The following is a 22,917-nucleotide window of genomic DNA, read 5'->3' on the forward strand; positions in this document are numbered from 1 at the left end:
GCCATGGCACAGATCCGCATCGAAAACCTGCGCAAGTCGTTCGATCAGTTCACCGCGGTGGAAGGCTCGACCTTCACGATCGACGACGGCACGTTCTTCGCGATGCTCGGGCCCTCCGGCTGCGGCAAGACCACGACGTTGCGCATGATCGCCGGCCTCGAGCTGCCGACCGAAGGCAAGATCCTGCTCGACGGCGAGGACGTCACGTTCCACCGCGCCGCCGCCCGCGATATCGCGTTCGTGTTCCAGCTGTTTGCGCTCTATCCGCACATGAATGTCGGAGAGAACATCGGTTTCCCGCTGAAGTGCCAGGGCATGGCGAGGCGCGAGATCCGCGAGCGGGTGCAGGAGACCGCGCGGATGCTGCGGATCGAGCACCTGCTGTCGAGCAAGACCTCGAAACTCTCCGGCGGCGACCGGCAACGCGTCGCGCTCGGGCGCGCCATGGTGCGGCGGCCGAAGGCATTCCTGATGGACGAGCCGCTGGGCGCGCTCGACGCCGAGTTTCGCCATCTGATGTGCGGCGAGCTGCGCGACCTGCACGATCGCATCAAGGCGACCACGGTCTATGTCACGCACGACCAGCTCGAGGCGATGTCGATGGCCGACCAGATCGCCGTCATGAACAAGGGGCGCGTCGAGCAGATCGGCACACCGCAGGAGGTCTATGACCGGCCCGCCAGCATGTTCGTCGCCGACTTCATCGGCTCGCCGCCGATGAATTTCCTGCGCTTCGAGGGCGGCCTGCGAACCGGCGATCGGGCGGTCAGCTTCCACGACACCAGGCTTGTGGTGCCGGAGATCCGCGAGGACCGCGCCAGCGCGCCGCTGGCGCTCGGCGTCCGTCCGGAGCATATCCGCTTCGCCGATGCGGGCGCCGTGCGCGGCGAGGTGTTCGGCGCCGAATATCTCGGCACCACCCAGATCGTCACCGTCGACACGGCCTATGGCCGGGTCGCGGCGCGGCTGCCCTCCAGCGCGTCGGTGCGGATCGGCGAGACGATCGGGCTCGAATTCAATGCCGAGCGGCTGGCGCTGTTCGACATCGGCAGCGGCCTTGCGATCCGGACCGCCAACGGGGAGGGCCCGCGCCGTGGCTGATGTGACCTTACGCAACGTCACCAAGCGCTTCGGCGCGGTGGAGGCGGTCCGCGACCTCTCGCTGACGGTGAACGACGGCGAGTTCCTGGTGCTACTCGGACCGAGCGGCGCCGGCAAGACCACGACGCTGCGGCTGATCACCGGGCTGGAGAGCCCTGATACCGGCTCGGTCATGATCGACGGCCGCGACGTGACCCACGATCCGCCGGGCTCGCGCGACATCGCCTTCGTGTTCCAGCAATATTCGCTGTACCCGCATCTTACGGTCTACGACAATCTGGCGTTTCCGCTGCGCTCGCCGGCGCGGCGGGTGGCCGAGCCGATCATCCGCAGGCGCGTCGAGCAGACCGCCGAGCTGCTGCATATCGCAAGCAAGCTGAATAACCGCGCCACGCGGCTGTCCGGTGGCGAGATGCAGCGGGTCGCGATCGGCCGCGCCCTGGTCCGCGATCCCTCGATCTATCTGATGGACGAGCCGCTGTCCTCGCTGGACGCAAAACTCCGCAGCGAGCTTCGGCTCGAACTCAAGCGGATCCAGATCGAGCTCGGCGCGACCATCCTCTATGTCACGCACGATCAGGTCGAGGCGATGACGATGGCCTCGCGCATCGGCGTGATCAAGGACGGCCAGTTGCTTCAGCTCGGCACGCCGCGGGAGATCTACGAGAGCCCGTCCAGCAGCTACGTCGCCTCGCGGCTCGGCACGCCGCAGATCAACTTCCTGCCGGCTCGCCTGCTCGCCGATGTCGCGATGCCGCCGGGAACCGAGACGGTCGGCATTCGCACCGAGCATCTTCAGCTCGCCGCGCGCAATGGCGGGCAGATGATCGGCCGCGTGCACCGGGTCGAGCACCTCGGCGAGCAGAATCATATTCATCTGGACTATAAGGGCGAGACGCTGGTGACGCTGGCGGATCCGCATCAGCCGCTGCTGGCCGGCCAGGAGGTCGACTTGCATCTGGTGCATCCGTTGTGTTTCGACCGTGCGGGGCAGCGCATAGCTGCGGCGGTTCATTAGAGGGCGAGAGGATCGAAGAGATGTCGGTGCCATCAGAGACATTCAAGTCGTTGGTCAAGGCGGCCGCAGAGCAGGTCATCGCCAGCGCGCCGGAGCTGACGAGCCTCGATCAGGCGATCGGCGACGGCGACCACGGGACCAACATGAAGCGCGGGTGCGAGGCCGTGCTCGGCAAGCTCGATGCGATCTCGGCGCAGCCGCTCGACGAAGCGTTCAAGATGATCGGCAAGACCCTGGTGATGACGGTCGGCGGCGCCTCCGGGCCGCTCTATGGCAGCTTCTTCCTCGCCGCGGGCGAGGCGCTCTCGCACGACAAGCACCTGCCCGAGGATCTCGCCGATGTGTTCGGCAGCGCGGTGAACGCGGTGAGCGCGCGCGGCCGCTCGCACGTCGGCGAGAAGACGATGCTGGATGTGCTGGTTCCCGTGCTGGAGACGTTGAAGGCGGCGGCCGGCCAGCCGGATCTGATTGCGCGGGTGCGCACCACCGCGACCGAGGCGGTCGAACGGACCGCGCCGATGCAGGCCACCAAGGGACGCGCGTCGTTCCTCGGCGCGCGCAGCGTCGGGCATGTCGATCCCGGCGCACGGTCGAGCTGCGTGCTGGTGCAGGCAGTCTGCGCGGGCCTGGAGGCACGGGCATGACCGACACCGTAGGGATCGTGATCGTCTCGCACTCCAGCGACATCGCCAAGGGAACCGCCGACATGGTGCGGCAGATGGTCGGCAGCGAGGTCAAGGTGGCGTTCTGCGGCGGCAATCCCGATGGCGGATTGGGCACCAGCGTGCCGCTGATCATCGACGCCATCAATGCCGCCTGGTCGCCGAAGGGCGTCGCGGTGCTGGTCGATCTCGGGGGTGCCGAGACCAACAGCGAAATGGCGGTCGAGATGCTGGAGCCGGCGCGGCGCGATCTCGTTGTCGTCTGCAATGCGCCGATCGTCGAAGGCGCCGTGATGGCGGCGACCGAGGCGGCCGGCGGCAGCACGCTGGCCCAGGTCAAGGCCGTGGCCGAGGAACTCTCTGCCGACTGAGATGTCGGCGATGCGATGAATGGATGATGAGCATGCTTGATAGAGCGGACGGACAGATCTTCACCGGCAATGTGCGGCTGGTGCATGCGGTCGGCATGCACGCGCGCCCGGCGGTCAAGCTGACCAAGCTCGCCAAGAAGTTCCAGGCCCAGATCTCGGTGCGGGTCGCGGGCGCGCCGGAATGGATCAACGCCAAGAGCGTGGCCAAGATCATGGCGATGCGCGCCGCGCACGGCAGCACGATCGAGATCAAGGCTTCCGGCAGCGACGCCGAGGCCGCCGTCGCGGCCCTGGTCGATCTGATCGCCAGCGATTTCCCGGATGGAGCAGGCTAGATGCAGGGCGGCGCTGCAGGATCGGCTTACCGCGGCAGGACCGCCTCGATCGGTTTTGCCCATGGTCCGCTGGTTCGCGTCGATGCGGGCGCCGGCGGCGAGCGGGTGGCCGGCACGCTGGTCGAGGAGGCGCTCGCCTTGCGCAAGGCGATCGATCTCGCCAGCGGGCAGATCGCCGATCTTGCCGCCAGCGCCGGCGGCGAAGCCGCGCAAATCCTCGAATTCCAGGTCGCATTGCTGGAGGACGAGGATCTGATCGAACAGATCTTCGCGTCGATCGGCGAGGGGCGTCCGGCCGACGTCGCATGGCGTTCGACGCTCGACGAGCAGATCGCGGAGTACAATGCGGCGGCGGATGAGTATCTGCAGGCGCGCTCGTCGGACCTTGCGGATTTGCGCGACCGCGTGGTCCACATCCTGCGCGGCGACGCGGGCGAGCCGCTGAAGATTCCGAGCGGAGGCGTCGTCTGTGCCGACGACCTGCCGCCGTCGCGCTTCCTGGAGATCGACTGGTCCGGCGGCGGCGGCCTCGCGCTGCTGCACGGAAGTCCGACCAGCCATGTCGCGATGCTGGCGCGTGCGCGCGGCATCCCGATGGTGGTGCAGCTCGGCGCCATTCCCGATGCCGGCGCCACGGCGCTGCTCGACGGCGAAGGCGCGACGCTGGAGCTCGATCCCAGCGCCGAGCAGGTGCGCGTCTTCGAGAAGCGGCGCGAGAGCCATCGCAAGAGCCGGGCATCCGCTCGCGCGATCCTGCGGCGGCCGACCGCCTCGTGGCGCGGCGAGCACATCAAGCTCCTGATCAATATCCAGCGCGTCGACGATCTGGAGCATGCGGACGCGCAATATGCCGACGGCATCGGCCTGATGCGGACGGAATTCCTGCTCGCCGGGCACAGCGAGCTGCCGGATGAGGAGACCCAATTCCAGGCCTATGACGCGGTGTTGCGCTGGGCCGGGCAGCGCCCCGTGACGATCCGCACCTTCGATGCCGGCGGCGACAAGCCGGTGCCCGGCTTTACCTTCGACGGCGAAGCCAATCCGTTCCTCGGCGTCCGCGGCTTGCGGCTCTGCCTTGCCCGGCCCGAGATTTTTGCCGTCCAGCTCCGCGCGCTCGCCCGCGCCGCGGTGCGCGGCAATCTCAAGGTCATGTTCCCGATGGTGACGCAGGCCGACGAGCTCGAGGCGGGGCGGAAGCTGTTCGCCGACGTCGTGCAGCGCTTGCAGGCGGACGGCATTGCCGCGATGCTCCCGGAGCTCGGAATCATGGTCGAGGTTCCGGCGGCGGCCCTGGCGGTCTCGAGCTTCAGGGCGGCGTTCTTCTCGATCGGCTCGAACGATCTCGCGCAATATGTGCTGGCGTGCGATCGCTCCAACGGAGCTCTTGCCCCCCTGATGGACCCCCTGCATCCCGCAGTGCTCGAACTGATCTCGCGAACCGCGGAGCACGGGCGCCGCACTGGTGTCAGCGTCAGCCTGTGCGGCGACATGGCCGGTGATCCGCGCTGTCTTCCCGCACTGCTGAATTGCGGCCTGCGCGAATTGTCGGTGAACGCATCGGCGCTGGCGCAGATCAAGCAGACCATCGACCGGCTGAGCAGCGGAGGCGGTGTTGGCTGACTCGGCGGCCGATGAAGCGCCGGAAGCCGGCGCGGTTGCGGCCTACAAGCGCATCTTCAAGGAGGTGCTGGAGAGCCGTCCGTCGGGCATGCGGCTGCGCCTCGCCCATGCCATGGGCAAGAACCGCAGCTTCGTCAGCCAGATCAGCAATCCGGCCTATCCGGTGCCGATTCCGGTGCAGCATCTCAACACGATCTTCGATGTCTGCCACTTCCCGCCGCAGGCGAAGGCCGCCTTCTTGCGCGCCTATGCGCGGGCGCATCCGCGCCGCGTCGGGCGGCTGAGCGAAGGCTCGCACGAGCGGACGCTGACGCTGCACCTGCCGGATCTCGGCAGCGCCAAGCGCAATGCCGAGCTCGACACGCTGCTCCAGGAATTCACGCGGCGCCTGATCGGCATCATGCGGGAAAAATAGGCGAAAACGCCGGACCGACGAAGCGGGGAGGACACCATGAAGAAGTTCATCAATGCGGTCGACAACGTGCTCGGCGAAAGCCTCGACGGCTTCGCGGCCGCGCATGCCGATCTGGTCACGCTGGGCGCCGAGCGCAAATTCGTTCGCCGCCGCGAGCTGAACCGCAGCAAGGTCGCGCTGATCTCGGGCGGCGGCAGCGGGCATGAGCCGCTGCATGCCGGCTTCGTCGGTCACGGCATGCTGGATGCCGCCTGTCCCGGACAGGTGTTCACCTCGCCGACGCCGGACCAGATCGTCGAGGCCGCGCAGGCCGTCGCGGGCGATGCCGGGGTCCTGTTCATCGTCAAGAACTATGCCGGCGACCGCATGAACTTCGAGATGGCGGCCGAGATCGCCGAAGGCCGCACCGCCACCATCGTGACCGATGACGACGTCGCGGTCGAGAAATCCACCTACAGCATCGGGCGTCGCGGCGTCGCAGGCACCTTGATCGTCGAGAAGATCGTCGGCGCCGCCGCCGAGAAGGGCGCCGATCTTGCGACCTGCGTCGCACTCGGCGAGCGCGTCAATGCGCGGACCCGCTCGATGGGCGTGGCGCTGACCAGCTGCACGGTGCCTGCCGCGGGTACGCCGACCTTCGCGCTCGGCGAGGACGAGATGGAGATGGGCGTCGGCATCCACGGCGAGCCGGGCCGCCGCCGCGTCAAGCTCGCACAAGCCGACGCGATCGCATCGGAAATGACGACCGCCATCGCCGACGATCTCGCGGCCCCCGCGGGCTCCGAGGCGCTGCTGCTGGTCAACGGCTTCGGCGGCACCCCGACGATCGAGCTCTATCTGATGTACAACGCCGCGCGCCGCATGCTCGAGCAGCGCGGCCTGCGCATCGCGCGCTCGCTGGTCGGCAGCTACGTCACCTCGCTGGATATGGCCGGCTGCTCGCTCACGGTGAGCCTGCTCGATGCCGAGACGACCGCGCTGTGGGACGCCCCGGTGCGTACCGCAGCATTGAAATGGTGATCGTCGCTGCTGTCAGCGGCATGAAGGCGGCAATTCATTGCCGCAGAGCGACAACCGAGGCAGGGCGCGCTGTGGCGATCTACCGAGTATTACGGAGCGTCGTACGTCGTTTCTTGCGTGGGGACGGCGAATTCGTTGTGAGAGCCCGCTGATCCTCCTGAAATTTGAGGGTCGCCTTGACATGTTCGGCGAGCCGCACCGCGCTGTCCGCGTTCGACGCAAGACGCGATAGCAATTGAGACAGTACCTTGAACTCATCGCGCGTCAGCATCCCGAACAACGCATCGTTGACGGGGCGTTGCAGGGCGGCGAGACGGGTCAATAGACTGAGGCCGTGCTGGGTGAGCGTGAGTTGCACGCGCCGCCGGTCGTCCGGATGCGGGCTCTTCTCGAGCAGGCCGTCGGAGACCAGCTTGTTGATCTCGTTGGTGACAAAGGCGCCGCTCAGATACAGCCGTTCGGCGACCTGATTGACTCCCATCGGTTCTTCCGCCGTCGAATTCTTGATTGCGATCAGGATCAGATACTGAGTGGTCGACAGGTCGACGAAGTTCGCGAATATCTCGCGGCAGGCTTCAAGGCTGCGTCCGAAGGCGAAATAGTCGTAGAGGACGCCGCGAAGCGTTCGGTCCCCCTCCTTGTCGAGCAATTCGGGCTTCGACGCCGTCAAAAGCGCTTCGGTCACGGTCGTTCTCCCCGCGAAATCATAGGCTTGCGAATTTGCCTAAGAAGCACGCATGCGCGCGCCCATCAAGAGGGCTTGACATTTCCAAATAGCTTTGTCAGAAAGCTATCTGAAAATTATAAATCAGGGTTGAAGCAGCGAGGCAGGCGTCCCATGGAGGACCGTGCATTCAGGCGAGTGTTGGGGGAGTTCGCAACGGGCGTTGCGGTGGTCACCGCGCGCGGCCAGGGCGAAGAGCTCATCGGCATGACCATGAGCTCGTTCAACTCCGTCTCGCTCGATCCGCCGCTGGTGCTGTTCAGCGTCGACCGCAAGGCAAAGAGCCTGCCCGCGATGCTCGATGCCAGGGGCTTCGCCGTCAACATCCTCGCCCGCGATCAGGAACAGATTTCCAATCAGTTCGCGCGCGCTCTTTCCAACAAGTGGGATCAGGTCAAGACGTCGGTCGGCCACGCCGAAGCCCCCTTGATATCGGGCGCCCTGGCTCATTTCGAGTGCGCGCCGTTCGCAAGCTACGACGGCGGCGATCACGTGATCTTCGTGGTCCGCGTCGTCCGTCACTCCGCGCGCAGCGAGCCGGCCGCGCCGTTGATCTTCTTCCGGGGCCGCTATCGCGACCTCGTCGACGAAACCGAGCGCGAGCCGACCTGGCCGCTTCCCATTCATTACTAGCTTCGAACCGGAGAACCGCGATGCGTAGCGCAAAGGAATATCTGTCTGGCCTGAAGGACGGACGGACCATCTACATCAACGGGGCTGCGGTCGGCGACGTGACCGCTCATCATGCCTATCGAAATCTCGCCAGCTCGATGGCGGGGCTGTTCGACTTCGCGAACGCCAGGGAGAATGTCGATCTCATGACGTTCGAGACCGATGCCGGACGCGCCAACCGGATCTGGCAGCTGCCGACGTCCTATGCCGATCTCGTCGAGCGTCGGAAGGCGCTGGAAGCATGGGCTGCGCTGCATGCCGGCTTCATGGGCCGGGCCCCCGACCATGTCGCGTCGTGCATCTCAGGTCTCTACATGGGGCTCGACGTCTTCAAGGCATACGATCCGGCCCGCGCCGGCGCGCTCGAGAGCTACTACCGCTATGCGCGCGACAAGGATCTCTACCTGACCTACGTGATCATCAATCCGCAGGCCGATCGTTCGAAGGGGGCCGCCGAACAGGCCGATCCGTTCCTCACTGCCGGCGTCGTCGATCGCGACGCAGAAGGGATCACGATCCGCGGTGCCAAGATGCTCGCGACCGGAGGCGTGGTCGCCGACGAGGTTTTCGTCACGACCATCCAGCCGATGCGTCCGGGCGAAGAGCGCTACGCGATGTCCTTTGCGATCCCGATGAACGCGAAGGGTCTCAAGATGCTGTCGCGCAAGTCCTACGAGGATGCGGCCGGCGCGGTGTTCGACAATCCGTTGTCCAGCCGCTTCGACGAGAACGACTCGGTCCTCTACTTCGACGACGTGAAGGTTCCCTGGGATCGCGTCTTCATCGAGGGCAACGTCGAAATGTGCCAGAAGCAGTTTCATGCCACGCCCTGCCACGTCTATCAGAACTACCAGGCGATGGTGCGGCTGAGCGTGAAGCTCAAGTTCCTGGCCGGCCTCGCGCACCGGACCGCCGAAATGAACGGCGTCACCCAATTCCCGCAGGTGCGGGAGATGCTCGGTCAGCTTGCAGCCGAGACCGGCATGGTCGACGCCCTAGTGGCGGCCATGGAGGCGAAGGGCGCGCAGGTCGGGCCCTTTTTCATCCCGGACCGGCACACGCTCTATTCCGCACAAGTGCTGACGCAGCAGCTCTACGCGCACATCATCAATACGCTGCGCGAACTCGCCGGCGGCGGCATGATCATGCTGCCGTCGTCGGTCGCCGACTTCGATAACCCCGAGATTGCGGCCTTGATCGGCAAGACCCAGCAGTCGCCGAAGGCCAACTCGCACGACCGGGTGAAGTTCTACAAGCTCGCTTGGGATGCGGTCGGATCCGAGTTCGGGTCCCGCCATCAGCAATACGAGATGTTCTACGCCGGCGCGACCTTCGTCACCAAGGGACACTCCTATCGCACCTACGACTGGTCCGGCGCCGATCGCCTGGTCCAGACCATGCTCGATTCCTACGACCTCAACGGCATCTCGATCGCCAGCAAAGCCGCCTGAACCAACGGAGACGACATATGCCCGTCAACAAGAAACACGACGAATTCTACACGCTCGACATGACCACCGGTTGGGAAACGCCCGCGGGCTATCCCGCCGGCATCCAGCAGAAGATCCTCGCGGGCGCGCTCGACGAGGAGAACCGGCGCGGAACACGAACCCGGCTGCTGCGCTTTGCGCCGGGCGTCTACACCACCGCACCGTTTTCCCACGAGTATTGGGAGGAGGTCTATCTCGTCTCCGGCGACCTGATCGTCGGCAATGACGAGAAGGGCGAGGGCGGCAAGAGCTTCCCGCCGAATACCTATGCCTGCCGGCCGCCGCACGCGCCACACGGTCCGTTCAAGTCCGTCAACGGCTGCCTGCTTCTCGAAATGCACTATTTCGATCCGGTTTGAGGCCGGTCCGCCAGCACCGACAACATCGTTCGACCGCTCCAAGGGGGAAAATATGGCGTTCAAAAATATCTCGCTCGCATTCGCGCGTTGCCTGTCCTCGCTTCAACCGCGCTTCCGGTTCGATTGGGAATGGCCGCAGGCCAATCTCCGGGTGGTGGTCGATGGCCTTGCGGGCGCCCTTGTGATCGGCGTCGTGGCGGCAACTCCGGTCGCTGCGCAGGACAAGCCGAACTCTGTGGGACTTGGCGTCTTCACGTTCACGTCCGGTCCTGCCGCGGCCTATGGCATGCCCGGCAAGAACGCCGCCGATCTCATGATTGATGAGATCAATGCCAAGGGCGGGATCGGAGGCGTTCCGGTCGCAGCGACCTTCGTCGACGAAGCGCAGGGCGCGCAAGGCGTGATCGCGGAATATCGCCGGCTGGCCGGGGATGCGAAGAACCAGGTGATGGTCGCAGCCTTGTCGAGCGCGACCTGTCTTGCGCTGGCGCCGATCGCCGAGCAGCTGGAGGTTCCGACCGTCGGCTGGAACTGCGACACCCACCAGCTGCTCATGGACGGCAAGAGCAAGTACGTGTTCCGGCCCAACGGCAACACCGTGCCCGAATTCATCGCCTACGCGATCTACCTTCTGGATCGCAAGCCGGACGTGAAGACGGTGGCGATCATCAATCCGGACTATGCGTTCGGCCACGACGCGGCCAAGATCTTCACCGCGGCGCTCAAGGCACTGAAGCCGGACATCGAGGTCGTCGCCGAACTCTATCCGAAGCTCGGCTCGCCGAACTACCAGACCGAGATTTCGCGCCTCACCACCGCGCGCCCGGACGTCGTGTTCTCCAATCTCTGGGGCGCCGACCTCGAAAACTTCGTTCGCCAGGCGACGCCGCGCGGGCTGTTCACATCCAGTCAGGCGGTGCTCGCGCTCGGCGAGACCGTGCTGCAGCGCGTGCCGTTGCCGGATGGGGTTATCGTCGGGGTTCTGGGTGACGGCTGGTGGATGTCGCCGGACGCCAAGGCCAATCCCGAGACGGTGAAGTTTGCCGAGGCCTACAAGTCGCGCTTCGGCGAGTATCCGGTGTTTCCGTCGATCAAGATGGCCAATGCGCTGATCTATGTGAAGGCCGCCTACGAGGTCGCCATGCAGAAGAACGGCGGCAAGTGGCCGACGCGTGCCGAGCTCGCGGCTGCCATGAAGGGAAGCAAGGTCGCAACCTTGACCGGCATCACGCAGACGCGCGCCGACAACGACGGTCTCGTCGACCAGATCGTCGGAGTGACCGTGAAGACGTCGGCGCAGCCGTTTCCCGTGATCGGCGACATGGTCCGCTACAAGGGCGACAGCCTGATGCCGCTGGCCGGCCAGGATCCGCTGGCCTGGATTTCGACGCTCAAGCCCGAATTCGCCAAGAGCCTTCCGAAGCCGGGAAGCTACAAGATCGGCGAACGATAGCGACCACTTCCAACCCATCACGCAGGCGTTAAGCCGATGTCGAATGCAATCATTCCCCTGCTGCTGGATAGCCTGGCCAGCGCCGCGTTGATCTTTTTCGCGGCGGTTGGCCTGACGTTGGTGTTCAGCGTGCTGCGCGTGCTCAACGTGGCTCACGGCAGTCTCTACTCGATCGGAGGCTACGTCGCGGCGTCGGCCTGCCTGTTCATCGCGAGCCGGCAGCTCAACCCCTACCTGTCGTTTGTTGCGTTGCTGTTCAGTGCGATTTTCGTGGCCGCCATCTTCGGTCCGTTGATCGAGCGCAGCCTGGTCCGGTGGACATACGGCAAGTCCGAAGCGGTCCAGATCCTGATCACGTTCGGACTGTTCCTCATCCTGGAGGACTTGCAGCGGCTGGTCTTCGGCGTGCAATCTCTCTACGAGGACGCGCCGATGCGATTGCTCGGCACGTCGAGCATCGGTGGCGTAGTTTATCTCAACTACCAGATTCTGTTGGTCGGGATGGCGGTCCTCGTCGTCGTCGGGCTGCGGCTCCTGATCAACCACACCCGGCTCGGGCGCCTGATCACGGCCGTCGTGACCGACCGTGAAATGGCGCAGTCGATCGGTATCGATACCAACCGGATCTTCATCCTGGCATTCTCGCTCGGCGTGTTCCTCGCCGCGCTCGGAGGAGCCCTGTCGACGCCGACATCGGGCATTGCCCCGGGGCTTGGGGCCGACACCATGGTGCTCGCCTTTGCGGTGGCGGCGATCGGCGGGCTCGGCCAGATCGAGGGAGCCGCGGTCGCTTCGCTGATCGTCGGCCTGGCGCGGGTGCTCGCGATCTATCTCGCGCCTTCGCTGGATGCCGTTGCGCCCTATGCGGCAATGCTTGTCGTGCTTCTGATCCGCCCCTACGGCCTGTTCGGATCGGTCACGGCGCGGAGGATATGATGCGGATCATCCTGACCGCCGCCGCGGTTCTTACGCTCGCCGTCCTGCCCGTCGCCGCGCCGTGGCTGCAATTCGTGTTGACGCTTGCGATCGCCAAGGGCTTTGCGGCGCTCGGTGTCGCGGTGCTGCTGCGTGCCGGGCTGATCTCGATCGGTCACGCGATGTTCTTCGCAGCCAGCGCCTACGGCGTCGCCTTCCTGGCCCATGCCGGCATCAACGATCTCGGATTGCTGCTGGTGCTCTCGGTATTGGTCGCTGCGCTGACCGGCGCGATCGCCGGCGCGTTCCTCGTCCGGTATCGCGCGATCTTCTTCGCGATGTTGAACCTCGCGGTCTCCATGGTGTTCTACGCGCTGTGCGCCAAACTCTACGGTGTGACGGGCGGAACGGACGGCATGCCCGTTCCGATTCCGGCGGTGTTCGGCGTCGTCTTTGCCGAGCCGGTGTTCAAGAGCGTGCTGTTCTACCTCAGCCTGGCGCTGATGGTGCTCGTCGGTCTCGCGGTCCAGCGATATCTCGACAGTCCGCTGGGGCATGCGCTGTCGGCCGTCCACACCAACGAGATCAGGCTCGAATACCTGGGCATTCCGGTCTGGGCGGTGCTGCTGATCGCCTATGTGATATCGGCGGCCCTCGCCGGGCTCGGTGGCGCGATCTCCGCTTTTGCGATCGGCCGCGTGGTTCCCGACTTCGCGTTCTGGACCGCATCCGGCCATCTCGTGCTTATCGCCGTGCTTGGCGGCATCGGCGGCGTGCCGGGCGCGTTCATCGGCGCCTTGTTCCTCGAACTGCTGCACAGCGCGGCGGTGACCGTAACCGATGCCTGGAATCTGATCGTGGGCATGGCTCTGATCATCGTGATCATGTTCATGCCGCAGGGCATCTATGGACTATTCGCGCGCAAGGAGGCGTCGAGCCCATGAGGCGTCCTATCCTGGAGGCCAGGAGCCTCTGCGTCGCATTCAACGGGGTCAAGGCCGCCGACGGGGCGAGCATCGCCATCCACGACGGCGAATTCCTCGCGATCATCGGTCCGAACGGATCGGGCAAGACGACGTTGCTCAACATCTGCACGGGTTATATCCGCCCGGTTTCGGGCAGTGTGCTGCTCGACGGCAACGATATCACCCGGCTGTCGCCGCGCGCCATTGCCCGACGCGGCGTCGCGCGCGCCTTCCAGATCCCGCAGCTGTTCTCCGCGCAGCGCGTGATCGACAACATGATGCTGGCGCTTGCCGCGAAAGACGGGCTGTGGAGCGCGATCCGGCCGCTTGAAACGGCGCAGCGGCGCGACGAGGCAAAGGTCCTACTCGAGCTGGTCGGGCTCGACGGCGATGCCGACCGGATCAGCAGCACTCTGCCTGAAGGTCATCGCAAGCTGCTCGACATCGCGGTTGCGCTGGCGCTCAAGCCGCGGCTCCTGCTGCTGGACGAGCCGACCAGCGGCGTGAGTGCGCTGGAGCGCTTCCCGCTGATGGAGGCGCTGATGAGCGCGCTGCGCCAGCGCCGGATCACGGCTCTTTTCGTCGAGCACGACATGGACGTGGTTGCGCGTTACGCAAGCCGCGTCCTGGTGTGGAATGCCGGGAATATCATGGCCGAAGGGCGGCCGGACGAGGTGTTCGGCAACGCGCAGGTCCGCGAACGCGTCGTGGGAGTGGCCTAATGCTCAGGCTCGACAAGGTCAGCGTCTCGATCGAGGGCGTTCGCGTGCTGCGCAAGGTCAGCTGCAACATCATCGCGCGCAAGACGACGGTGTTGATCGGCCGCAATGGCGCCGGCAAGACGACGACGCTTCGCGCGATCATGGGCCTCATCGCGCACGACGAGGGCTCGATCCACCTCGATGCTGACGATCTCGGCAGCCGGCCGGCCTACACCCGCGCCCGGGCCGGTATCGGCTATGCGCCGGAAGATCGCCGGCTGATACCGGAATTGAGCGTCGAGGAGAACATCCGCCTTCCGGCACTGGCGCTGAACCTTGCCAAGCCGGAAATCGTTCGCCGGCTGGACGAAATCTATACGCTGCTGCCTGAGCTGCATGTGATGCGGTCGCGGCCTGCGGGCGGCGTTTCCGGCGGGCAGGGCAAGATGGTTGCGCTCGGTCGTGCGCTGATGGTGGCGCGCAAGGTCCTGTTGCTCGACGAACCCTTCCAGGGGCTGGCGCCGGCCCTGGCGCTCGATTATGCACGGACGCTCGGTGAGCTGCGCAAGCACCGGCCGGAGCTCGCCCTGCTGATCACGGAATCCTCGCCGGCCCTGCTCGACCGCGTCGCCGATCGCACGTTGCAGATCGAGCGTGGCGAGATTCTCGTTCCGTCTACCAAGGATGACAAAGCCCATGTTCATGAAGTTTGACCGCATCGCGAAGGATCGGACCGATCACGTCGGCGTCGAAATCGGATCGCTCGTGATCGCGGGCTGGGCGGGCCGGAACGCGGCGGCGATCGAGCACCATATCGAGGAGCTCGCCGCGCTCGGAATCCCGCGCCCGTCGACGACGCCGCTCTACTACCGCGTCGCAGCCCAGACGCTGACGCACGATAATTGCTTGACCGTGCTCGGTCCGGACAGTTCCGGTGAGGTCGAGCCCGTCGTGGTCGCCATGGCCGACGGACTCTGGATCGGAATCGGATCCGATCATACCGATCGCAAGGCGGAAGCAGCTGGCATCGCCCTTTCGAAGCAGCTCTGCGGCAAGCCGGTCGGCCGGCAGCTCTGGTCCTACGCTGATGTCGAGCCGCACTGGGATGAACTCGTGCTCCGCTCGTGGGCGACGATCGACGGCAAGCGGGTGCTCTATCAGGAGAGCCCGGTTTCCTCGCTGAGAACGCCGCGCGATCTGATTCGTCGCTACGCGAACGCCGACATCCTTCCGGCCGGGACCTTGATGTTCTGTGGCACGCCGGGGGCGATCGGCGGAATTCGCCCAGGAACACGCTTCGAAATGGAGCTGAGCGACCCGGTTCTCAAGCGCTCCCTGACCCACGGCTACGATATCGACGTGCTTCCGGTTGTCTCTTGACCTCCAACGTCCGGTGAGGAGCATCGACCAATGACGTTGGCTAACGACCAATCTCAACCCGGTGCCGTGGCACGATTGGAAGCCGCACTGACGCGCGCGCGATCATCTGACGCAGCGAATGTCTTCACCACCCTGTTCGAGGAGAGCGCGCGGTGCGAGGCCGAAGCCGCCGATCGGCGCGCCGCTGCCGGGACGACGCGCGGCCCGCTCGACGGTCGCATCGTCTCGGTCAAGGCTCTCTTCGATGTTGCCGGCACCGTGACGAGCTCGGGTTCAGCCGTCCTGCGCGCTTTGCCTCCCGCCGCTGATGACGCGCTGGCTGTGAAGCGTTTGCGCGCGGCAGGAGCCGTGATCATCGGCAAGACGCAGATGACCGAGTTTGCCTTTTCAGCGCTCGGCACCAACCCGAACGATGGGGGGCCGGGCAACCCGAGGGACCGCCGGCGCGCTCCGGGAGGATCCTCGTCAGGGGCTGTCGTCTCGGTCGTCGACGGCATGGCGGAGATCGCCATCGGGAGCGACACCGGAGGGTCGATCCGAATTCCGGCGGCGCTGTCGGGTGCAACCGGCTTCAAGCCGACGAGCGGCTTCGTGCCGACCGCCGGCGCGTTCTCGCTGTCGTCGAGCCTCGATACCATCGGTCCGATTGCTTCGAGCGTCGCGGACTGCTTCGTGGCCGATCAGGTGCTCTCGGGTGGCGACGTGGCGTCGCGGCCGCAGCTTGCCTCTCCCTATACATTTCGGCTCACTATCGCTCGCGGTCGCCTGTTTCACGGTTGCGAGCCGGAGGTGCTTGGTGCGTTCGAGAATGCCGTCGAGCGGCTTCGATCAGGTGGCTTGCAGATCGCGGATGGATCGATCGAGACGGCGCTCGACAATGTTGCAGAGATCGACGGCATCGGCACCTTTCCGTCGATCGAGGTCGGTGCGACGTTGCGAGGTCTCGGCCTATCGAGCCTGGATGGCGTCGATCCGAAAACCCGCGTTCGTATCGAGGCGGGGGCCGGCATCCCCGGTATCGACTATGTGCGCATGGTGCGGCTGCGGGAAGCGGCGATCCGATCCTTCGAGCAGTCCTTCGGCAATGATGAGGTTTTCATCCTGCCAACGACGCCAATCCGCGCGCCGCTGCTGTCGTCGGTCGAGGAGGATAGTGCGTTTCATCGGGCCAATGGTCTGGTGCTGCGCAATCCACGGGTCGCCAATCTGCTCGATTGTCCGTCGATCTCGTTGCCGATACCGCTCGACGGTCTTCCCGTCGGTCTGATGTTGATCGGCCGCAGGAATGCCGACCGGCGCTTGCTGGAGATCGCGTCCTGTGTCGAGACGATGCTGCGAGGCCCTTCGGCTGCCGTTTAGGACTTTTGACCGCCGCATCTGTTTGAGCGAAGAGGTTGTGCAAAAGCGCCTGTGAAGCTGCAGCTTGCCGATTGTCGATATCGGGCATGGGCGCCGAAGCAGGGCGCTTCTGCGGCGGTGGCCAATGGCGGGTTTTGCGATGCGGCAGAACCATGTTGCCGATAGCGCGATATCGTGCGCCAATCGGCCGACTGCGCTATGGTTGCGATGTTGAGGTGTCGCCGACGATTGGAGAGGAGCAGCAGTGATGGCCGTGTCGACCTCGTTCATCGCAGGTCGTCTGTTCGACGCCAAGCACCTGGTTCTTGCAAGCAGTGACCTTGACGAGGTCGTCGAGGGATGCAGCAGGATGCTCCGGCCGCACGACCTGGCTATGCGAGGGCGGCGCGCGAAGCTCGCCGCGCGTTTGCATCATCTGCCAATAGGGCCGATTTCGCTCAACCGGCTGCGCTATGGCGGCGATGTCACGGTGGTGCCCGAATTGTCGGAGGAGGGGAATTTCCTCGTCACGCTGCCGGTTCGGGGCAGTGCGCAGTTTCGCTATGGCTCGGCGGTTGCCGAGGTGACACCGGGCCACGGCACGATCGTAGGGCCATACCGGGAATTTCGCCTCGACATCGATGGCGCGTTCGACCAGATCCTGCTGCGGCTCGACCGCCGGCGGGTCGAGGTGGCCTGCGCGAACCTTCTCGGCCTCGACAAGGCGACGCCGGTTCATTTCGATCTCGCGTTGCGCGGCTTCCCGGCGTTCTGGCACAAGCTGCTCGAGGCCGCCGCCAGCCTGTCGATGTTCAGCGAGGCGCTGGCGCATCCGAAGATGCTGGTGCGGCTCGAGGAACTGATCATCGAATCGCTGCTGATGGCGCAGCCGAACAATTTCAGCGGCCCGATCGCTGCGGCGAACGGGGCGGCGCCGTCGGCGCAGGTGCGCAAGGCGATGGACTATATGCGGGAGCACATCGCCGATGCGGTCAGCCTGGGGCAGGTCGCACGGCACTGCGGGCTCAGCCTGCGCAGCCTCCAGGCCGGATTCCAGCGCGATCTCGGGACGTCGCCGAGCCGATGGCTGCGCGCGCAACGGCTCGACCGGGTGCACGCCATTCTGTTGTCATCCGAACCCGGCAGTGTTGCGGTGACCGACGTCGCGCTGCAATGCGGCTTCTTTCATCTCGGCGATTTCTCGGCGCGGTTCAAGCAACGGTTCGGCGAGAAGCCGTCCGTCGTACTGGCAAAACGCCGCTCGTAGCGCCGCGCGTACACGAAAAATTTTCGCGATTCCGATAGCCGTCTTCGCGCGTGCGATAGCGCCGCGCCGCCCTCTGTCCAACATTCCAGCCAACGAAACCTGCCGCCGCCATCCGGTGATGAGAGCAGGAGACATTGGATCGGAGGGGACATGCTTTCTACACGGATATTTACCACAGGATTGACGGTCGGCCTGGCGATCGCTTGCACGGAGGCTTCTGCGTTCGAGGCCGGCTACATCGGCTCGGCGCAGAAGCCGGGCCTTGTACTTGGAAATGCCGCGATCACGCCGCCGGCCGGCCTCTACATGTTCGATCAGGCGGTGGCCTATTCGGGATCGATCGTCGGTCCGGGCGCGCCCACCGCCGCAGGCGACGGCAAGACCTCCGTTCACATCGCGGCCGGGGCCGCAGGATTGCTCTGGGTGCCCGGATGGACGGTATTCGGCGCAACCTATGATGCGGTGATCGTGCAACCGTTCATGATGCTCGACGTCGGCTCGCCGGTGAATGTCAATCCGCTCGGCATGCACAATACGTTCCTGGCGCCGGCGGAGCTGAGCTGGAAGCTCGCCGACAGCGGTGTGTACGTCAAATCGGGTTTCGGCATGTGGATGCCGACCGGCACCACCTCAGGCTCGAACGGGCTTGGAAATGTCGGCGCGCCCTGGTGGACCTTCCAGCCGAACCTCGTCGTCTCTTATTTCAAGGACGGTTGGAATCTCACCGCCAACCTGTTCGAGGAAATCAACACCGCGAGCTCGGTGACCGGTTACACCAGCGGCAACGTGCTGCATGCCGAGTTCACCGCGACCAAAACCATCGGCAACTGGACGTTCGGTCCGGTCGGCTACTATGTCGGACAGGTGAGCGACGACAAGTCCAGCGCATTCTATGGCGGGGCGGTCAATCTCAAGCGTTACGACATCTGGGCCGCCGGCGCGCTGGTCGGATACAATTTCGGTCCCGCCGCGTTGAGCGTGTGGGCGACGCACGAGCTGTCGGCCAACGTTTCCGGAGGGACTGCAGTGCCCGGCATCGACAGTGCGGCCGTCTCGCGCGGGTTCACGGTGTTCGCCAACCTGAGCTACCGACTGTGGGCGCCCGATGCGCCGGCCCCCGCGCCAACGCGTACATCGTTTCGCAAATAGCAGCATTCGCGTCCGCGCAACGCTCGACACGGCGCTACGCCGCCGTGTGATCGCACATCGCGCCATCGAAAAATCGGAGACCATTGATGTCCTATGCAGTTGAAAATTGGGGTGGTGGAGGAGACCGGATCGTCCTTGTCCACGGCAGCCTTGGCGTCGGCGCCGCCGCGTTCGGCAAGCAGAAACCGCTGGCCGACACCTTCGCCCTTGCAGTCATGACCCGCCGCGGCTATGGCGACACCGCGCCGATCGATGCGGTGGATGTCCTTCGCGACGCGGCTGATGTCATCGAGTTGCTCGGCGACGGCGCCCATCTGGTCGGCACGTCGATGGGAGGGATCGTTGCGATGAACGCTGCGGGCCGCCGTCCCGACCTCGTGCGTTCGCTCACGGTGATTGAGCCGCCGGCCTTTGCGCTGGCGTCCGATCTCCCCCCGGTGCGCCGCGTGGCGGAGGCGATGCGCAAGCATTGGGCCACCGCCGATCGGACGAAGCGCCACGCCTTCGTGACGGGCTTCCTGGCGGCGCTCGAGATGAACATGCCGATGCCTGATCCGCTTCCCCCGCCGGTTAACGCTGCAGCCGGCGTCCTCGTCACCGAGCGTCCCTGGGGCGTCGACGTGCCGGTCGGCGCGGTCGCCGACGCACGCTTCCCGAAGCTCGTCGTCACCGGCGGCTGGAGCGAAGCCTTTGACGGCATCAGCGGGCGGCTCGCTGACCTGTTCAACGTCGAATGCCACTGCCTGCAAGGTGCCGGTCACGCCGTCCAGAAGGTTGGCGAGCCTTTCAACGCGCTGCTGCGCCGGCACATTGCGTCCGCCTGAATCCATTCATTCAAATACTGAAACCCAAGGGAGACTATCGATGACCATCACGACCGAAGACAAGATCGACATCCAGGAACTCACCGCGCGCACCTATATCGGGCTCGACAGCGAGGATGCCGGCGGGTTCGCCTCCGGCTTTGCCGACGACGGCGTCTTCGTCGCCCCCTACGGCGAGTTCGTCGGTCCTGCCGCGGTGAAGGAATTCATCACCAAGCACATCGCGGCCGGCAAGGAAGACGGCGTGCGGCATTTCCTTACCAACCACGTCGTCGATGCCCACGAGGAGGGGGCACGCTATCGCTTCTACATCACCAAGATGAACATCGCGACCGGGCCGGTTGCAATCGCCACCGCGGGCGGCGATTGCATCGTGAAGCGGACGGGCGAGGGCTGGCGTTTCAAGCGCTTTCAGTTGACGATCGATCCGGCGATGTTCGGCGACGCCAAGCCGGTGGTCGCGCCGGTTGCCAAGAGCGCGTGACGGTATCATTACCAGGACCTTGCTCGGCGGATCGTCGATCGCGCGACCGCTTTCTGTTCTGATGCCGATGGGCCCCTTCGGCGAATAGCGCATCGTTACCGGTGTGCCGTAGTTGTTGACGACGGTCCACGTCTGCAGAGGGCCCTACTTCCTTTTGGTAGGGCCGATGAAGCAGCTTTGGGCATTGGCATTAGCGGTTCGCGCGAAGGGCCTTCGAAACCAGACCGGCCGCGCAAGCCGGCGACGCCGCAACGATCACGCCGGGACGTCGATATGATCCGGCGCAAGTCCCGCCCGGTGACGCTCATGCATCGCGGTGTAAGCGGCCTCGATATGCCGGGCGAAACGTTTGGTATCGAACAACGGTGCCGTCGGCCGATTGGCCGCCAGCCTGGCTTTGAGCGCAGCGAGCTTCGAAGGATGGGTCGCAAGATCCACCGCCATGTGCTCGTAAGCTTCCGGCGATTCCGCAATCAGCTCGGGCAGACCGGTCGCATGGAGCAGGCTCGCGCCGACCCGACTGGCAAACGTGTCGCCTAAAACGGTCAGCACCGGCAGGCCGGCCCATAGCGCGTCGCTGGCGGTCGTGTGGGCGTTGTAGGGCGTGTTGTCGAGGAACAGGCCGGCGAGGCGATGGCGTGCGAGATGGTCAGGCATCGAAATGCGCTGTGCAAAGACAAGGCGCTCCGCCGCGACGCCTCGCGCGACCGCCTCGTTTCGCAGATTTGCGGCAGACTCGGCGTGGGCTTCGAGCAGCCACAACACGCTGCCCTCGACGCGGCCGAGAATTCTCATCCACCGATCGAACATCTGCGGGTTGATCTTGTAGTTGTTGTTGAAGCAACAAAACACGAAGCCGGTCGGGGCCAGCCCCACCTCGCCGCGCGTGAACATACGTTCGGCAATGGCGCGCTTGTCGTCGTTGGCCTGATAGGTGTCGGGCAGAGCGACCACCTTTTCGCTATAGAATTCGCGATGGTGGTCCGGGATCACGGTACGATCGGCGATGATGTAGTCGATGAACGGGGCACCGAGTGTTCCCGGGTAACCCAGATAACTGACCTGGATCGGGGCAGGCCGGCGGCCAAGAACCCTGGTGCGGGATCCCCCGGTGAAGCCTTTCAGATCGACCAGGATGTCGATTTCCAATCGTCTGATCAGGTCGGCGACCGCATCGTCGTTCATGTCCCCGACCTCGACAAATCGATCGAACGACGCCTCCAGCCGTCGACGCATCTCCGTGGGGTCTTTGGGCGACCATGAGATTGCCACCGTCTCGAATTTCGACCGGTCGTGGCACTCGAACAGCCCTGCCATCAAATGCGACGTCGCGTGGTTGCAAAAATCCGACGAGAAATAGCCGATGCGAATTCGATCGTGATGGTAGCGCTCGCCCCGCCAGCGCTGGCTTTCAGAGGGCGGATGGTTCTTCGCGGTCCATCGCGTGGCGCATAGCAGTTGGTCGGCGGCCGATGACGGCACGCTACAAAACAGAAATGGCGCCGCCGTCGCGTCCCGGTTCCTGATCGAATCGATCAGTTGGTCGCACTCAGCGTCGAAGTTACTCCAGTCGCAAATCTGAGATTTGGCGTGCAGGCGATAGCCTTCGATGTCGGCCTGATCCGGCTGGAGCGCGACGGCCTTGTCATAGGCAGCGAGTGCCTCCTGGTAGCGCGCCAGCATGGACAGAACCTTGCCGCGGTTGGCGTAGGCGGCCGCATCGTCGCCCTTGTGCTGGATCGCCTTGTCGATGCTGGCGAGCGCCGCCTCATGATCCCTGAGCTTGAGCAGCGCCGTGCCGCGGTTGTTGTAGGCTTCGCCATAGTCGGGCCGCAGTGCGATCGCTCTGTCGTAACTTGCAACTGCCTCTTCGAGACGATCCAGTTTGATCAGCACGTTGCCGCGGTTGTAGCACGCGCCGGCAATTCCCGGCGCCCGGTCGTAGCTGGCGAGCGCATCATCGAACCTTTCGAGGTCATTGAGCACGTTGCCGCGATCGTTGTGTGCACCGGGATCGTTGGGCTTGAGCGCGATCGCCCTGTCCAGGCCCGCCAGGGCCTCCTCGAGTCGCCCGAGCTTTCTCAGCGCGGCGCCCCTGTTTCGATAGGCCTCTGCGTGGCTAGGCACCAGCGCGATCACGCGATCGTAGCTTGCGAGCGCCTCCTCGTGGCGCCCAAGGTCTGCGAGCGTCAATCCGCGATTGTAGAGCGCCGGCGAAAGGTCTTGCTTGAGCGCCGTCGCCCTGTCGAAGCTCGCGAGCGCTTCGTCGAAACGACGCAAGGCGCGCAGCGCGTTGCCAAGGTTGTTGTGCGCGTCCGCGACGTTGCCGTTGAGCCTGATCGCGCGCCGGATCAGATCAATGCCGCGCTCGCTGCGGCCGGTCTGCGCGGAAATCAGGCCTAACAGATGCAGCGCATCGAAGTTGCTTGGCTGTTGCCGGAGAATGTCTTCATAGATCTTCTCTGCCGCCGCCAACTGCCCCCGCTGATGCAGCGCGAGAGCCTGCGCGAACACGGGCTGAGCGGCGGTCGAATTGGATTTTTGAGGTTCACCTGTCTCGGGCATCCGACGTCTTCACGCGCTTCCAAAATCGCAATACCAACCGCATTGCAATCTACCAACACGGCTACCGCCGTATAGCAGCAAAAGCGGGC

At 64.9% G+C, this 22,917-nt stretch carries 24 protein-coding genes; 22 read left to right on the forward strand and 2 right to left on the reverse strand.

The genetic code is table 11. The features are described from left to right. Window positions 1–3 precede the first annotated feature (3 nt). The 8 genes from FBZ93_RS24615 to dhaK are packed head-to-tail and all read left to right on the forward strand — an operon-like array spanning window position 4 to window position 6,542. Window positions 4–1,101, forward strand: coding sequence for an ABC transporter ATP-binding protein (locus FBZ93_RS24615; RefSeq protein WP_146989234.1), 1,098 nt, complete (start codon window positions 4–6; stop codon window positions 1,099–1,101). Further along, window positions 1,094–2,119: an ABC transporter ATP-binding protein gene (locus FBZ93_RS24620; protein ID WP_146989236.1), complete on the forward strand. Its 1,026-nt coding sequence runs from the start codon at window positions 1,094–1,096 to the stop codon at window positions 2,117–2,119. Before FBZ93_RS24615 ends, FBZ93_RS24620 begins: the two co-directional genes overlap by 8 nt. A gap of 20 nt (window positions 2,120–2,139) precedes the next feature. Further along, entirely contained in the window at window positions 2,140–2,763 is a 624-nt protein-coding gene (gene dhaL / locus FBZ93_RS24625) for a dihydroxyacetone kinase subunit DhaL (protein ID WP_146989238.1), read from the forward strand. Then, entirely contained in the window at window positions 2,760–3,152 is a 393-nt protein-coding gene (dhaM, locus tag FBZ93_RS24630; RefSeq protein ID WP_146989240.1) for a dihydroxyacetone kinase phosphoryl donor subunit DhaM, read from the forward strand. Before dhaL ends, dhaM begins: the two co-directional genes overlap by 4 nt. Before the next feature lie 32 nt (window positions 3,153–3,184). Beyond that, the gene (locus tag FBZ93_RS24635) at window positions 3,185–3,487 is read left to right on the forward strand and encodes an HPr family phosphocarrier protein (RefSeq protein ID WP_246667627.1); all 303 of its coding nucleotides are present in this window, start codon (window positions 3,185–3,187) and stop codon (window positions 3,485–3,487) included. Continuing rightward, window positions 3,488–5,107 carry a phosphoenolpyruvate--protein phosphotransferase gene (gene ptsP, locus FBZ93_RS24640; RefSeq protein ID WP_146989243.1) on the forward strand — a complete coding sequence of 540 codons (1,620 nt, stop codon included), beginning with the start codon at window positions 3,488–3,490 and terminating at the stop codon, window positions 5,105–5,107. Next, window positions 5,097–5,522, forward strand: a complete 426-nt coding sequence (locus FBZ93_RS24645; protein WP_433995439.1) for a hypothetical protein — start codon at window positions 5,097–5,099, stop codon at window positions 5,520–5,522. Before ptsP ends, FBZ93_RS24645 begins: the two co-directional genes overlap by 11 nt. Window positions 5,523–5,558: 36 nt before the next feature. Continuing rightward, window positions 5,559–6,542 (forward strand): dihydroxyacetone kinase subunit DhaK, encoded by a 984-nt coding sequence (gene dhaK / locus FBZ93_RS24650; protein WP_146989248.1) that lies wholly within the window; start codon window positions 5,559–5,561, stop codon window positions 6,540–6,542. 79 nt (window positions 6,543–6,621) lie between these two features. Here dhaK and FBZ93_RS24655 read toward each other — a convergent pair whose 3' ends face one another. Next, window positions 6,622–7,227: a MarR family winged helix-turn-helix transcriptional regulator gene (locus tag FBZ93_RS24655; protein WP_146989250.1), complete on the reverse strand. Its 606-nt coding sequence runs from the start codon at window positions 7,225–7,227 to the stop codon at window positions 6,622–6,624. A gap of 153 nt (window positions 7,228–7,380) precedes the next feature. On the opposite strand from FBZ93_RS24655, the gene FBZ93_RS24660 reads away from it, so the two are divergent. The 14 genes from FBZ93_RS24660 to FBZ93_RS24725 all read left to right on the forward strand — a co-directional run bounded on the left by FBZ93_RS24660 (window position 7,381) and on the right by FBZ93_RS24725 (window position 20,263). Further along, window positions 7,381–7,899 (forward strand): flavin reductase family protein, encoded by a 519-nt coding sequence (locus tag FBZ93_RS24660; protein ID WP_146989252.1) that lies wholly within the window; start codon window positions 7,381–7,383, stop codon window positions 7,897–7,899. Between the two features lie 20 nt (window positions 7,900–7,919). Continuing rightward, on the forward strand, window positions 7,920–9,389 hold the full coding sequence (locus FBZ93_RS24665; protein ID WP_146989254.1) for a 4-hydroxyphenylacetate 3-hydroxylase family protein: 1,470 nt from the start codon (window positions 7,920–7,922) through the stop codon (window positions 9,387–9,389). 17 nt (window positions 9,390–9,406) lie between these two features. Then, window positions 9,407–9,787 (forward strand): cupin, encoded by a 381-nt coding sequence (locus FBZ93_RS24670; RefSeq protein WP_146989256.1) that lies wholly within the window; start codon window positions 9,407–9,409, stop codon window positions 9,785–9,787. A gap of 52 nt (window positions 9,788–9,839) precedes the next feature. Next, window positions 9,840–11,240 carry an ABC transporter substrate-binding protein gene (locus FBZ93_RS24675; RefSeq protein ID WP_246667628.1) on the forward strand — a complete coding sequence of 467 codons (1,401 nt, stop codon included), beginning with the start codon at window positions 9,840–9,842 and terminating at the stop codon, window positions 11,238–11,240. A gap of 36 nt (window positions 11,241–11,276) precedes the next feature. Continuing rightward, entirely contained in the window at window positions 11,277–12,176 is a 900-nt protein-coding gene (locus FBZ93_RS24680) for a branched-chain amino acid ABC transporter permease (protein WP_146989258.1), read from the forward strand. Continuing rightward, window positions 12,176–13,099 (forward strand): branched-chain amino acid ABC transporter permease, encoded by a 924-nt coding sequence (locus tag FBZ93_RS24685; protein WP_146989259.1) that lies wholly within the window; start codon window positions 12,176–12,178, stop codon window positions 13,097–13,099. Before FBZ93_RS24680 ends, FBZ93_RS24685 begins: the two co-directional genes overlap by 1 nt. Next, window positions 13,096–13,842 (forward strand): ABC transporter ATP-binding protein, encoded by a 747-nt coding sequence (locus FBZ93_RS24690; protein ID WP_146989261.1) that lies wholly within the window; start codon window positions 13,096–13,098, stop codon window positions 13,840–13,842. Before FBZ93_RS24685 ends, FBZ93_RS24690 begins: the two co-directional genes overlap by 4 nt. After that, entirely contained in the window at window positions 13,842–14,534 is a 693-nt protein-coding gene (locus FBZ93_RS24695) for an ABC transporter ATP-binding protein (protein WP_146989263.1), read from the forward strand. Before FBZ93_RS24690 ends, FBZ93_RS24695 begins: the two co-directional genes overlap by 1 nt. After that, window positions 14,518–15,201, forward strand: a complete 684-nt coding sequence (locus tag FBZ93_RS24700) for a DUF2848 domain-containing protein (protein ID WP_146989264.1) — start codon at window positions 14,518–14,520, stop codon at window positions 15,199–15,201. The genes FBZ93_RS24695 and FBZ93_RS24700 overlap by 17 nt, the downstream gene beginning before the upstream one ends. Before the next feature lie 30 nt (window positions 15,202–15,231). Then, complete coding sequence (locus FBZ93_RS24705; RefSeq protein ID WP_146989267.1) at window positions 15,232–16,560, forward strand: amidase family protein; 1,329 nt, start codon at window positions 15,232–15,234, stop codon at window positions 16,558–16,560. A gap of 247 nt (window positions 16,561–16,807) precedes the next feature. Continuing rightward, complete coding sequence (locus FBZ93_RS24710; protein WP_146989268.1) at window positions 16,808–17,806, forward strand: AraC family transcriptional regulator; 999 nt, start codon at window positions 16,808–16,810, stop codon at window positions 17,804–17,806. A 150-nt stretch (window positions 17,807–17,956) separates the two neighbouring features. Beyond that, on the forward strand, window positions 17,957–18,955 hold the full coding sequence (locus FBZ93_RS24715) for a SphA family protein (protein WP_146989270.1): 999 nt from the start codon (window positions 17,957–17,959) through the stop codon (window positions 18,953–18,955). Between the two features lie 86 nt (window positions 18,956–19,041). Next, window positions 19,042–19,779, forward strand: coding sequence for an alpha/beta fold hydrolase (locus FBZ93_RS24720; RefSeq protein ID WP_146989271.1), 738 nt, complete (start codon window positions 19,042–19,044; stop codon window positions 19,777–19,779). Window positions 19,780–19,819: 40 nt separating this feature from the next. Beyond that, a complete protein-coding gene (locus FBZ93_RS24725; RefSeq protein WP_146989273.1) occupies window positions 19,820–20,263 on the forward strand; it encodes a nuclear transport factor 2 family protein in 444 nt (147 codons plus the stop codon). A 255-nt stretch (window positions 20,264–20,518) separates the two neighbouring features. Here the strand turns inward: FBZ93_RS24725 and FBZ93_RS24730 are convergent, their stop codons facing one another. Beyond that, complete coding sequence (locus tag FBZ93_RS24730) at window positions 20,519–22,828, reverse strand: tetratricopeptide repeat protein (RefSeq protein WP_146989275.1); 2,310 nt, start codon at window positions 22,826–22,828, stop codon at window positions 20,519–20,521. Window positions 22,829–22,917 lie beyond the last annotated feature (89 nt).

The sequence above is a fragment of the Bradyrhizobium macuxiense genome (genome assembly GCF_007993935.1).
In the GTDB taxonomy this organism is placed as follows: Bacteria; Pseudomonadota; Alphaproteobacteria; order Rhizobiales; family Xanthobacteraceae; genus Bradyrhizobium; species Bradyrhizobium macuxiense_A.